Raw genomic sequence first — 12199 nt, 5'->3', positions numbered from 1 at the left:
GTTGAGAATTTTTGGCTTTGTTTACGATTTTTAAACAAGTATCTGGTTCTAACGTTTAGGGAGTACTGGTATAGACAACGAAATGTCGTGCTTACAATAATCAGCTTTGGATTTGTGTGTTAACTGGGTGGTTAATGTTAAGTCGTACTATGAAATTAATGCGAATGAGTCCCTGGCTAAAGCCACTACAAATCACCGGTGTTTAATCACTCCGCTTTGCGGGACACTGTGGCTATCTGTTGAATGGAGCACCCCATGACCGCCAGTGCAGAAAAATTCACTCGCCAGACCTTGCTCGACGTCCAGTCGCTGACCCCCAGTCTGTTTACCCTGCGGACCACCCGGGATCCGGGTTTTCGTTTTCGTGCAGGTCAATTCGCCCGGCTGGGCGTTACCAAGGCTGACGGCAGCACCGTATGGCGGGCCTATTCCATGGTGTCGTCGCCCTATGACGAGTTCCTCGAATTCTTTTCCATTGTGGTGCCTGGGGGGGAGTTCACCAGTGAGCTGAGTCGGTTGGGAGTCGGCGATACGCTGCTGGTCGAGCGTCAGGCCTTTGGTTACCTGACGCTGGATCGCTTTGTCGACGGTCGTGATCTCTGGTTGTTATCCACAGGCACTGGTCTGGCGCCGTTTCTGTCGATCCTGCAGGACTTCGAGGTCTGGGAGAAATTCGAGCGAATCGTCCTGGTCTACAGTGTGCGCGAAGCCCGGGAACTGGCTTATCAGGACCTCGTCAGCGGGTTGGCGCAACGCGACTATTTAGCGGAGTTTGCGCACAAGCTGCAATTCATCACCACGGTCACGCGCGAGCAGCATCATGGCGCTCTGAGTGGCCGGATCACTGCGCTGATCGAAAATGGCGAGCTGGAGCGGGCGGCAGGCCTGGCGCTGACGGCCGAGCACTCAAGGGTCATGCTCTGCGGCAATCCGCAGATGATCGATGACACGCGCAAATTGCTCAAACAGCGCCACATGCACTTGAGCCTCAGTCGCCGACCCGGGCAAGTGGCGGTGGAAAACTACTGGTAAAAAAAACGGCGTCTCAAGGGCGCCGTTGCTTGTTTTACTGACCTGTTGAGGGCCGATTGTTCTGAGCCTTGAGCAGATCGCGGATCTCTTCCAGCAGCTCTTCTTCCTTGGTCGGAACCGGCGGCAGCGTTGGCGCAACGGCCTCTTCGCGTTTCAGGCGGTTGATGGCTTTGACGCCCATGAAGATCGCGAAGGCGACGATGATGAAGTCAATCAGGCTCTGGATGAATTTGCCGTACGCCATCACTACCGCCGGGATATCTCCGTTGGCTGCTTTGAGCGTGACGGCCAGGTCACTGAAGTCCACCCCCCCGATCAGCAGGCCAATGGGTGGCATCACCACGTCGCCGACAAATGATGAAACGATCTTGCCGAAGGCGGCGCCGATGATAATACCGACGGCCATGTCGACCACGTTACCTTTGACCGCGAAGGCCTTGAACTCAGTTATCACGCCCATAGGTTATTTCCTTGTTACAGATGAGGTTGGTGAGCGCAGTGTAAATCAGCATGATGCATCCTGCTCGAAACACCTGCTTACAGAGCTTGCCTGCTACCGACCTTCTCAGCGGTAGAAAGTTTGAAATTGCCATCACTCTGCTCGGGATAGCCGCTTTGGACTAAGGCCTTCAGCGCGCCCGCTGAACATTTTATCCGTCGATCACTCGCCTCTGCCGAGTGGAGGGAGGTGCAGGATAAAACTATAGAGAGTAGGGGTATTCGCATCACTGGATTGATGCAAGGCAATATGCAGTACATGAAGTTTTTATATGATTGGTTTGCAGGGTATAAAGACTCGCTCCTCAAACAAATTACCTGTGCTAAATTTCAGAAGGCCATTATATTGCCATTGGCTTGGCTGTTCATATTATAAGGTTGGCTTAATAGTTGGGTTGTACGTTCGGGTTTTAAATGGCTAAGACTTGTACAGGTTTCGATTTTTGTTTTACTAGGCAAGACTAGTATTTGGTTGGATATGTCGGGGTGGAAGTTGTACAAGTTTTTATGATTAGTGATGCGGTGAATATATTCCAGGGGCTAAACAAGTTGCTACCGAAGATCCGCTGGGTAACTTCAGCCGCGCTGATCCGCACCAGCTGAGCTATCATCGCGGTTTTTGCCGGGAGTTCAGATGGCCAAGGCCAAGCGCATGTACGGCTGCACCGAGTGCGGCTCAACCTTCCCCAAGTGGGCTGGCCAGTGCGGTGAGTGCGGGGCCTGGAACACCCTGACCGAAACCATGGTGGAGAGCGGTGGTGCCGCAGCCCCCAGCGGTCGCACCGGCTGGACCGGTCAACAGGCACAAATCAAAACCCTGGCCGAAGTCAGCGTCGAAGAAATCCCGCGTTTTTCCACAGCTTCCAGCGAGCTCGATCGGGTGCTGGGCGGTGGTCTGGTAGACGGCTCGGTGGTGCTGATCGGCGGTGATCCGGGCATCGGCAAATCGACCATTCTGCTGCAAACCTTGTGCAACCTCGCCAAAGTCATGCCGGCGCTGTACGTCACCGGCGAAGAATCCCAGCAGCAAGTCGCCATGCGCGCCCGCCGTCTCGGCTTGCCTCAGGATCAACTGCGGGTGATGACCGAAACCTGCATCGAAACCATCATCGCCACCGCCCGGCAGGAAAAACCCAAGGTGATGGTGATCGACTCGATTCAGACGATTTTCACCGAGCAGCTGCAATCGGCGCCGGGCGGCGTGTCCCAGGTCAGGGAAAGCGCGGCATTGCTGGTGCGCTATGCCAAGCAGAGCGGCACGGCCATTTTCCTGGTCGGTCACGTGACGAAAGAAGGTGCATTGGCTGGACCGCGTGTGCTGGAGCACATGGTCGACACGGTGCTGTATTTCGAAGGCGAATCCGATGGGCGCTTGCGTTTGCTGCGGGCGGTGAAGAATCGTTTCGGCGCCGTCAACGAACTGGGCGTATTCGGTATGACCGACAAGGGGCTGAAAGAAGTCTCCAACCCTTCGGCGATTTTTCTCACCCGTGCGCAAGAAGAAGTGCCGGGCAGTGTGGTCATGGCGACGTGGGAAGGGACGCGGCCGATGCTGGTGGAAGTCCAGGCGCTGGTGGACGACAGTCACCTGGCCAATCCACGTCGGGTAACGCTGGGTCTGGACCAGAATCGTCTGGCGATGTTGCTGGCGGTGCTGCACCGTCACGGCGGCATTCCGACCCACGATCAGGATGTGTTTCTCAACGTGGTTGGCGGGGTGAAGGTGCTGGAAACAGCCTCCGATCTGGCGCTGATGGCGGCGGTCATGTCAAGTTTGCGCAACCGGCCACTGCCTCATGATCTGCTGGTATTCGGCGAAGTCGGGCTTTCCGGCGAAGTACGCCCGGTGCCGAGTGGCCAGGAACGCTTGAAAGAAGCCGCCAAGCACGGCTTCAAACGCGCCATCGTGCCCAAGGGCAATGCGCCTAAAGAAGCGCCGCCGGGGTTGCAGATTATTGCCGTAACACGTCTGGAACAGGCGCTGGACGCGTTGTTCGAATAGCAACAGGGTGAAATGCATTCCTTTTGGGAGCGGGCTTGCTCGCGAAGTCGGACTGACATTCAGTAATGATGTTGTCTGACACACCGCCTTCGCGAGCAAGCCCGCTTTGAAATGGTGCCAGTCATCAGACTTCGATCAGCGCTCCCAGCTCGCGCTCCAGTTCCTCGGGGTCGCCCAGGTTGAGTTCGATCAACCGCCGCAAACGCTCGATGGATTCCAGGCTGATGTGTTTGCAGACAAAACCGAGCTGGCCATGGTCATCGTGGGTCAACATCACATCCATCTTGATCTCGACGTCCTCGTTGAGATGAATATCGACCAGGAAATGCCACTCCCGATTCCCCAGCCACGGTTCGGGCTTTTCGATCAACAGGCCCTTCAGTGACAGGTCGATCAACTTCACCGGCCAGACGAATTCACCTTGGCTCAGCTCGGTTCGGGCATCGAACGCAATACGTTTGAAGCGGCGGCGATCGGCAGGGTGCTCGCTCATGGCGCAATCCTCGTAAATGTTCGCTGACTATAGACCCGCATTGTCAAAGGCTGCCAGCAAAGTGATGGCTCAACCCATGTCGGGGGATGGCCTTTGCGGCCGTTAGCGCTAAACTCGAGATGGCTGTCTTTCTTGTCCACCCTGGCTGGAATCATAAAATGAAAAATAATAATAGCCTGCTACGCCACCTACCCTGGCTGCTGCTGGCAATCCTGGGGGCGTGTGCCCTAGGGGTAGTGGCATTGCGCCGTGGCGAGGCAATCAACGCCTTGTGGATTGTGGTCGCCGCCGTGGCCATATATCTGGTTGCGTATCGTTACTACAGTCTGTTCATCGCTAACAATGTGATGCAGCTCGACCCACGACGGGCCACCCCCGCCGTGCTCAACAATGATGGTCTGGACTACGTGCCGACCAACAAACATATCCTCTTCGGCCACCACTTCGCGGCCATCGCTGGCGCGGGGCCGCTGGTCGGTCCGGCCCTGGCGGCGCAGATGGGTTACCTGCCCGGTACGCTGTGGCTGATTGCCGGCGTGGTGCTGGCCGGTGCCGTTCAGGACTTCATGGTTCTGTTCATGTCCACCCGCCGCAACGGTCGTTCCCTGGGCGACATGGTCCGTGAAGAAATGGGCCGCATCCCCGGGACCATCGCGCTGTTTGGCTGCTTCCTGATCATGATCATCATCCTCGCGGTGCTGGCGCTGATCGTGGTCAAGGCCCTGGCTGAAAGCCCGTGGGGTATTTTCACGGTGATGGCGACTATCCCGATCGCGATGTTCATGGGCATCTACATGCGCTACATCCGCCCGGGCCGCATCGGTGAAATCTCCGTGGTCGGTGTGTTGCTGCTGCTCGGTTCGATCTGGCTGGGCGGGCAGATTGCCGCTGATCCGGTCTGGGCCAAGGCGTTCAGCTTCACTGGCGTGCAGATTACGTGGATGCTGGTCGGTTACGGTTTCGTGGCCGCCTCGTTACCGGTCTGGCTGATTCTGGCGCCGCGTGACTACCTGTCGACGTTCCTGAAAATCGGCACCATCGTGGCGTTGGCGATAGGCATCCTGATCACCATGCCTGAGCTGAAAATGCCGGCGCTGACCCAGTTCATCGACGGTACTGGCCCGGTGTGGAAGGGCGGTCTGTTCCCGTTCCTGTTCATCACCATTGCCTGCGGTGCAGTGTCCGGCTTCCATGCGCTGATTGCTTCCGGCACCACGCCGAAACTGCTGGATAACGAAGTCAACGCCCGTTACATCGGTTACGGCGCCATGCTGATGGAATCCTTCGTCGCCATCATGGCGATGGTGGCCGCGTCAGTGATCGAGCCAGGCGTGTATTTCGCCATGAACAGCCCGGCGGCGATCGTCGGCGGTGACGTAGTGGCCGTGGCACAAACCGTCAGCAGCTGGGGCTTTGCAATCACCCCGGAAGCCCTGCAAGCGGTGGCCAAGGACATCGGTGAAACCACTGTGCTGGCCCGTGCGGGCGGTGCGCCGACCCTGGCGGTTGGTATCGCGCAGATCCTGCACAGTGTCCTGCCGGGTGAAAACACCATGGCGTTCTGGTACCACTTCGCGATTCTGTTCGAAGCGCTGTTCATCCTGACCGCCGTCGACGCCGGTACCCGTGCCGGCCGTTTCATGCTGCAGGACTTGCTCGGTTCCTTCGTGCCAGCGCTGAAACGCACTGAATCCTGGACCGCCAACCTGATCGCAACCGCCGGTTGCGTGGCGATGTGGGGTTGGTTGCTGTACCAGGGCGTGATCGATCCGCTGGGTGGCATCAACACCTTGTGGCCGTTGTTCGGTATCTCCAACCAGATGCTCGCCGGTATCGCACTGATGCTTGGCACCGTTGTGCTGATCAAAATGAAACGCCAGCGCTACGTCTGGGTCACCATGCTGCCCGCCGTGTGGCTGCTGATCTGCACCACCACCGCCGGCTTCATCAAGCTGTTCGATGCCAACCCGGCGATCGGCTTCCTGTCGCTGGCCAAGAAGTACAGCGATGCGCTGGCCAACGGTCAGATCCTCGCGCCGGCCAAGGACATTACGCAGATGCAGCACGTGATCTTCAACGCCTACACCAACGCAACGCTGACCGCGCTGTTCCTGTTCGTGGTATTCAGTATCCTGTTCTATGCGCTCAAGGTCGGTATTTCCGCCTGGGGCAGCAAAGAACGTACGGATAAAGAAGCGCCATTCCAGGCTCTGCCGGATGCGTAATCGAGGATTGCAGCATGTTCAATGACCTGAGTCGCCTCGGTAAATACCTCGGTCAGGCCGCGCGCCTGATGGTCGGGATGCCCGACTACGACAATTACGTCGAGCATATGCAAACCAAACATCCGGACAAACCGGTGATGACCTACGAGATGTTCTTCCGCGAACGCCAAGAGGCTCGTTACGGTGGCAAGGGTGGGCCGAAGTGCTGTTGATGCAACAGCCTGGCTGATGCAATCCCTGTGGGAGCGGGCTTGCTCGCGAAGAGGTCGTGTCAGTCGACATTAACGTTGAATGACACACCGCTTTCGCGAGCAAGCCCGCTCCCACATTTGTTTTGTGTTGCTTTCTAATTTTGTGAAACAGGAGACTCCAGTTGTCCTCTCCCATCCCGGTAACAATCCTCAGTGGCTTTCTCGGCGCGGGAAAAACCACGCTGTTGCGCTACCTGCTCAAAGCCGAACACGGCCTGAAAATCGCCGTGATCGAGAACGAATTCAGCGACGCCGGTATCGACACCCAACTGTTGGGCGACGAACCGGTGCAAGTGATGACGCTGTCCAACGGCTGCGTTTGCTGCACCATTCACACCGACCTGACCAAGGCTTTGTACTTGCTGCTCGAGCGCCTGGACAGCGGCGAAATCGCCTTCGATCGTCTGGTGATCGAATGCACTGGCCTGGCCGATCCGGCACCGGTGGCGCAAACGTTCTTCATCGATGAAGAGCTGCGCGAGCGCTACATCCTCGACGGGATCATCACCCTGGTCGATGCGGCGCACGCCGACACTCACCTGACTCAAACCATCGCCCAGGCGCAAATCGGTTTCGCCGACCGCTTGCTGGTGAGCAAGCGCGATCTGGTGGACGAGGCGACCTTTACTGCGCTGAGCGAGCGCCTGACCCGGATCAACCGTCGCGCACCGATCCGCGTGGTCGAGCACGGCAAGATCGATCTGGCCGAATTGCTCGACGTGCGCGGTTTCAATCTCAATGCCGACCTTGGCGGCGGCGTCAGCCTGAGCCCGGTGAGCAAAGCGCCGTCCATCGACCGCATTTCCAGCCTGGTGCTGCGCACCGACAAGCCGCTGGATATCGACAAACTCAGCGAGTTCATGAACGAACTGCTGGAACATCATGGCAAGCAATTGCTGCGCTACAAAGGCGTGTTGAACATCCTTGGCGAGCCGCGGCGCATGGTGTTTCAGGGCGTATTGAAGCTGTACGGATTCGATTGGGACACGGAGTGGGCCGACGATGAAACGCGCGAAAGCGTGATCGTGTTCATTGCCGATGATTTGCCGGAAGAGAAAATCCGTGAGGGGTTTGCGCGGGTTGCCGCAATCTGAAGCATTGTCGGCGTCTGCTATGGCCCCATCGCGAGCAAGCTCGCTCCCACATTTTGAAACGCATTCCCCTGTGGGAGCGAGCTTGCTCGCGATAGCGATCTAACCGGCAGCACGATCTTGGCTGGATCTCGATCCAGCGTTCAGCAACGTCGCCTCTAGATGATTCAGATGCCGGCTCATTAGCGTCTCGGCCTTCCGAGCATCCCCTCGGTCAACCGCATCCAGAATCCCCTCGTGCGCCTGCCACACGCAATAACCCTCGGCCTGCGCATCAAACTGCGCAATCGCCAGTGAAGTAAGCGGCACCAGACTGCCAAGAAAATGCGCCAAAGGTGCATTCCCGGCCATTTCGGCCAACTGCAAATGAAACTCCCCGGACAACCGAATCGCCGGGCCACGCTGATCGCGTTCCAGACACCGGCGCTCACTATCGATCAAGTCGCGCAGACGATTCAGGTCTTGCGGGCGAGGCTGCTGACAGGCCAGCCGTACCAGCGTGAGCTCGGTCAGTCGCCGGGCGTGAAGCGTCTGCCGAGTCTGCTCGACATCTGTCGCGGCGACCCGGGGACGATGATGGGTGCGAAGGATGATGATCTGCTGATGAGACAGGCGCGTCAGTACCTGGCGGATGCTGCTGCGGCTCACCCCGAACATGTCTCCCAGGCTTTCTTCGGTGAAGCGACTGCCGGGGACAATGCGCTGTTCGAGAATGGCATCGAATATCCGTGAGTAGAGATCATCCGCCGACGGCTTCCTGGTGTTCGTGCGGGGGAAGGGCAGGGCAGTGAGTGTTTGCGGTGAGGCGAAGCTGTTCATGGCTTGTCTCCAGTTCGAAGCGGACTCAACTGACGAGGTTGTCGTCCGGAATATTCAATTCGATGCCCATCCGCTGGCCTTCCCGAAGGATGTGCCGACGCATCTCGGCGCTGGCCTGGGCGCTGTTTTTGCTGCGAATAGCGCGCACCACGGCTTCGTTCTCCTCAAGGCGCTCAGCCAAATGCTCCGGGGAGTTGCGCAGCACGTCGGCGCTTTGCTTGAGGGCGTTGCTGGTCTGTTGAACCACACTCTGGAAAATCGGGTTCGACGTCAGCGTGAACAGTTCTTCGTGGAAGGCGATGTAGGCGTTCACGCCGGCTTCACTGTCGTTGGCTTCCAGCGCTTCGCGCATGTCCATCAGGGTCAGGCGCAGTTGCCCGACTTCCTTGCTGCTGATCGACTGCGCCACCAGGCCGACAATGAACGGCTCGAGGGTGTAGCGCAGTTGCAACACGTCTTCCAGGCTCGCACCGGCGACTGCGCTGTCGTGGCTTTGGCTGTCGCTGAGATTGGCCTCCAGCACCACCACGCCTTTACCCGGCATGGAGCGCACCAGGCCGAGAGTTTCCAGCACGATGACGGCTTCACGCAGGCTCGGGCGGCTGATGCCCAGTTGTTCGGCCAGCTCACGCTGCCCCGGCAGCATCTCGCCGGAGCGCCACTGACCACGGGCCAAAGCGGCCCGAAGTTTCTCTACGACTGAATTGACGACGGTTGACGAGGTGATCACTGTTCGCTCCATGAGCATCCAAAATGATTGATGACCGTGCCTGCCCGTGGGCAGGCATGGCGATTATTCAGAATTCCTGCTGATGTGCCGGGCCGACAGGCTTTCTCGGCTGGAAGGTATAACCCACCTGGCCAGAAAGTACTTTGTTCGCCCGTTGAATATCGATGTCCTTTTCCCAGCGCGCGATGGCCACGGTGGCGACGCAGTTGCCGATCAGGTTGGTCAGCGCCCGGCCGATGCCCATGAACCAGTCCACTGCCAACACCAGCACCAGACCGACCACCGGAATCGCCGGGATCGCCGTCAGTGTCGCCGCGAGAATCACCAGCGCCGAGCCGGGAATCCCGTGGGCACCTTTGGAGGTGATCAACGACACCAGCAGAATCGTCAGCAGGTCGGTCATGGCCAGCGGCGTGCCGGTGGCATTGGCGATGAACACGATGGCGAGGGTCAGGTAGATCGAGAAACCGTCCAGGTTGAACGAGTAACCGGTAGGAATGACCAACCCGACCGTCGAACTGCCAATGCCCAGATGCTCAAGCTTGCGCATGATTTGTGGCAGCACGGCGTCGGAGGAGGCGGTGCCCATGACGATCAGCAGTTCTTCGCGCAGGTACTTGAGCAACGGCCACATCTTCAGGCCCGAAAGGCGCATCACCAGGCCGAGAATCAATGTCACAAACGCCACGCAGGTCAGGTAAAACAGGCCGACCAGGCTGCCCAGGTGCTGCAGCGAATCCAGGCCATATTTGCTGGTGGTGAAAGCGATGGCGCCGAACACGCCGATCGGCGCCAGGCGCACGATCATGCCCATGATGCGGAAGATCACGTGGCTCAGCTCATTGATCAGCCGGGAAATACCCGACGCTGCTTCGCCCACCAGGTTCAGCGCACTGCCGAACAGCACCGAAAACAGCAGGACTTGCAGAATGTTGTTCTCCGCGAAGGCGCCGATTACCGAGGTCGGGATCAGGTTCATCAGGAACTGGGAGGTGGTTTGCATGTGCTGACCGCGCTGAGCGATGTCGCCCATGTCGGCAGCGGAAAGCTGATCCAGATGAATGTTCGCGCCGCTGCCGATGCCGGTGCTGAAGGCGAACACCAGACCAATCACCAGGGCGATGGTGGTCAGGATTTCGAAGTAGATCACCGATTTCAGGCCGATGCGTCCGACCTTCTTCAGGTCGCCGGCACCGCTGATGCCGCTGACCACTACGCAGAACACGATCAGACCGATGAGCATCTTGATCAGTTTGATGAAGCCATCGCCGAGCGGTTTGAGCTGGGCGGAGTATTCAGGAAGGGTCAGCCCACAGACGATGCCGAGCACCAGTCCGAGAACCACTTGGAGGAAGATTGAACGCGAGCACCATCTGAGCATGGGAGGAATCCTGGTCGGTGTCCTGGCTGCCGTGCGCTTCGCGCATCAGATTCAGGACTTAATTATTGTGGTCTTACCGGTATGTCCAGTGCAGGCGCAGTCTACGCTGGGTTTTTTCAGGATGACAAGTAAAAATATCAAAATTGGCATGACCGGTCTGACCAGTGGTGCGGGTCCCCCGTAGGAGCTGCCGAAGGCTGCGATCTTTTGATCTTGCTCTTCATCGGTCTGTCGGACGCTAAAATCAAAAGATCGCAGCCTTCGGCAGCACCTACACCGGTCGTCATGAACGTTCAGGCATAAAAAAACCGGCCATCACTGACCGGTTTTTTCATTGCTGCGGTTCTGCGGGCTGATTAGGCGCCGTATACCGGCAGCTTCTTGCAGATGGCCTTGACCTTCTCACGAACGGCGTCGATCACCGCTTCGTTGTTCAGGTCCGCCAGGATGTCGCAGATCCAGCCGGCCAGCTCTTTGCACTCTGCTTCCTTGAAGCCACGAGTGGTCACAGCCGGAGTACCGAAGCGCAGACCGGAGGTGACGAACGGGGAGCGTGGATCGTTTGGCACGGAGTTCTTGTTCACAGTGATGAACGCTTTGCCCAGAGCTGCGTCGGCGTCTTTACCGGAGATTTCCTGCTTGATCAGCGACAGCAGGAACAGGTGGTTTTCAGTACCGCCCGAGACCACGTCGAAACCGCGCTCGATGAACACGCCGGCCATGGCCTTGGCGTTCTTCACCACTTGTTGCTGGTAGGTCTTGAACTCAGGCTGCAGCGCTTCCTTGAAGCAGATCGCTTTGGCGGCGATCACGTGCTCCAGCGGGCCACCCTGGGCGCCCGGGAATACCGCGGAGTTGAGCTTCTTCTCGATGTCGGCGTTGGCGCGAGCCAGGATCAGGCCGCCACGGGGACCGCGCAGGGTCTTGTGCGTGGTGGTGGTCACGACGTCAGCGAAAGGCACCGGGTTCGGGTAGACGCCAGCGGCGACCAGACCGGCCACGTGGGCCATGTCGACGAACAGGTAAGCGCCAACCTTGTCAGCGATTTCGCGGAAACGCGGGAAGTCGAGGATCTGCGAGTAGGCAGAGAAACCGGCCACGATCATTTTCGGCTTGTGCTCAACCGCCAGACGCTCGACTTCGTCGTAGTCGATCAGGCCGTTGCCGTCGATACCGTACTGAACGGCGTTGTACAGCTTGCCGGAGGAGGAAACGCTGGCACCGTGGGTCAGGTGACCACCGTGCGCCAGGCTCATGCCCAGGATGGTGTCGCCCGCTTGCAGCAGAGCCAGGTAAACGGCGCTGTTGGCTTGCGAACCGGCGTGCGGCTGAACGTTGGCGTAATCAGCGCCGAACAGTTCTTTTGCACGGTCGATGGCCAGTTGCTCGACGATGTCGACGAACTCGCAACCACCGTAGTAGCGCTTGCCCGGGTAGCCTTCGGCGTACTTGTTGGTCAGTACCGAGCCTTGAGCTTCCATGACCGCAGGGCTGGTGTAGTTTTCCGAAGCGATCAGCTCAATGTGCTCTTCCTGGCGCTGAGCTTCTTGCTCCATGGCGGCAAAGAGATCGGCGTCGTACTTGGCAATAGTCAAATCACGGCTGAACATGGCGGTCCTCAAGGATCGGGGCAGAAAAGGGGGGCATTCTAACCCAATGGGTTTTAGATGGCATATG

11 protein-coding genes are annotated in these 12199 nt (G+C 58.3%); 5 read left to right on the top strand and 6 right to left on the bottom strand.

What is annotated here, in order from left to right:
* The first annotated feature begins 255 nt into the window (after positions 1–255).
* Entirely contained in the window at positions 256–1032 is a 777-nt protein-coding gene (locus ACMXYH_RS28250) for a ferredoxin--NADP reductase (RefSeq protein WP_415765609.1), read from the top strand.
* 34 nt (positions 1033–1066) lie between these two features.
* Here ACMXYH_RS28250 and mscL read toward each other — a convergent pair whose 3' ends face one another.
* Positions 1067–1492 (bottom strand): large-conductance mechanosensitive channel protein MscL, encoded by a 426-nt coding sequence (gene mscL / locus ACMXYH_RS28245; RefSeq protein ID WP_134422368.1) that lies wholly within the window; start codon positions 1490–1492, stop codon positions 1067–1069.
* A gap of 672 nt (positions 1493–2164) precedes the next feature.
* Between mscL and radA the strand changes: the two genes are divergently transcribed.
* A complete protein-coding gene (radA, locus tag ACMXYH_RS28240) occupies positions 2165–3532 on the top strand; it encodes a DNA repair protein RadA (protein WP_008149143.1) in 1368 nt (455 codons plus the stop codon).
* Between the two features lie 124 nt (positions 3533–3656).
* On the opposite strand, the gene ACMXYH_RS28235 is transcribed toward radA, so the two are convergent.
* The gene (locus ACMXYH_RS28235; protein ID WP_134422364.1) at positions 3657–4025 is read right to left on the bottom strand and encodes a PilZ domain-containing protein; all 369 of its coding nucleotides are present in this window, start codon (positions 4023–4025) and stop codon (positions 3657–3659) included.
* Between the two features lie 158 nt (positions 4026–4183).
* Between ACMXYH_RS28235 and ACMXYH_RS28230 the strand changes: the two genes are divergently transcribed.
* From ACMXYH_RS28230 to yjiA, 3 genes are all read left to right on the top strand, one after another.
* Positions 4184–6250 (top strand): carbon starvation CstA family protein, encoded by a 2067-nt coding sequence (locus tag ACMXYH_RS28230; RefSeq protein ID WP_415765608.1) that lies wholly within the window; start codon positions 4184–4186, stop codon positions 6248–6250.
* Between the two features lie 14 nt (positions 6251–6264).
* Entirely contained in the window at positions 6265–6462 is a 198-nt protein-coding gene (locus tag ACMXYH_RS28225) for a YbdD/YjiX family protein (protein ID WP_008154232.1), read from the top strand.
* 161 nt (positions 6463–6623) lie between these two features.
* Positions 6624–7595: a GTPase gene (gene yjiA / locus ACMXYH_RS28220; RefSeq protein WP_415765607.1), complete on the top strand. Its 972-nt coding sequence runs from the start codon at positions 6624–6626 to the stop codon at positions 7593–7595.
* Between the two features lie 99 nt (positions 7596–7694).
* Here the strand turns inward: yjiA and ACMXYH_RS28215 are convergent, their stop codons facing one another.
* From ACMXYH_RS28215 to glyA, 4 genes are all read right to left on the bottom strand, one after another.
* Positions 7695–8411, bottom strand: a complete 717-nt coding sequence (locus ACMXYH_RS28215) for a GntR family transcriptional regulator (RefSeq protein ID WP_415765606.1) — start codon at positions 8409–8411, stop codon at positions 7695–7697.
* 25 nt (positions 8412–8436) lie between these two features.
* A complete protein-coding gene (locus tag ACMXYH_RS28210) occupies positions 8437–9141 on the bottom strand; it encodes a FadR/GntR family transcriptional regulator (protein WP_008154237.1) in 705 nt (234 codons plus the stop codon).
* 67 nt (positions 9142–9208) lie between these two features.
* The gene (locus tag ACMXYH_RS28205; protein WP_415765605.1) at positions 9209–10522 is read right to left on the bottom strand and encodes a C4-dicarboxylate transporter DctA; all 1314 of its coding nucleotides are present in this window, start codon (positions 10520–10522) and stop codon (positions 9209–9211) included.
* Positions 10523–10878: 356 nt separating this feature from the next.
* Complete coding sequence (glyA, locus tag ACMXYH_RS28200) at positions 10879–12132, bottom strand: serine hydroxymethyltransferase (protein WP_403102425.1); 1254 nt, start codon at positions 12130–12132, stop codon at positions 10879–10881.
* Positions 12133–12199: the final 67 nt, after the last annotated feature.

Origin of the sequence: Pseudomonas frigoris (assembly GCF_047758635.1) — a bacterium.
GTDB classification, from domain to species: domain Bacteria; phylum Pseudomonadota; class Gammaproteobacteria; order Pseudomonadales; family Pseudomonadaceae; genus Aquipseudomonas; species Aquipseudomonas frigoris.
This window is presented reverse-complemented; position numbering and strand designations above follow the sequence as displayed.

What these genes read in the sequence shown, in the direction of transcription:
- ACMXYH_RS28250 (WP_415765609.1), top strand. Translation starts at nt 256, where the DNA reads ATGACCGCCAGTGCAGAAAAATTCACTCGCCAGACCTTGCTCGACGTC.
- mscL (WP_134422368.1), bottom strand. Translation starts at nt 1,492, where the DNA reads ATGGGCGTGATAACTGAGTTCAAGGCCTTCGCGGTCAAAGGTAACGTG.
- radA (WP_008149143.1), top strand. Translation starts at nt 2,165, where the DNA reads ATGGCCAAGGCCAAGCGCATGTACGGCTGCACCGAGTGCGGCTCAACC.
- ACMXYH_RS28235 (WP_134422364.1), bottom strand. Translation starts at nt 4,025, where the DNA reads ATGAGCGAGCACCCTGCCGATCGCCGCCGCTTCAAACGTATTGCGTTC.
- ACMXYH_RS28230 (WP_415765608.1), top strand. Translation starts at nt 4,184, where the DNA reads ATGAAAAATAATAATAGCCTGCTACGCCACCTACCCTGGCTGCTGCTG.
- ACMXYH_RS28225 (WP_008154232.1), top strand. Translation starts at nt 6,265, where the DNA reads ATGTTCAATGACCTGAGTCGCCTCGGTAAATACCTCGGTCAGGCCGCG.
- ACMXYH_RS28215 (WP_415765606.1), bottom strand. Translation starts at nt 8,411, where the DNA reads ATGAACAGCTTCGCCTCACCGCAAACACTCACTGCCCTGCCCTTCCCC.
- ACMXYH_RS28205 (WP_415765605.1), bottom strand. Translation starts at nt 10,522, where the DNA reads ATGCTCAGATGGTGCTCGCGTTCAATCTTCCTCCAAGTGGTTCTCGGA.
- glyA (WP_403102425.1), bottom strand. Translation starts at nt 12,132, where the DNA reads ATGTTCAGCCGTGATTTGACTATTGCCAAGTACGACGCCGATCTCTTT.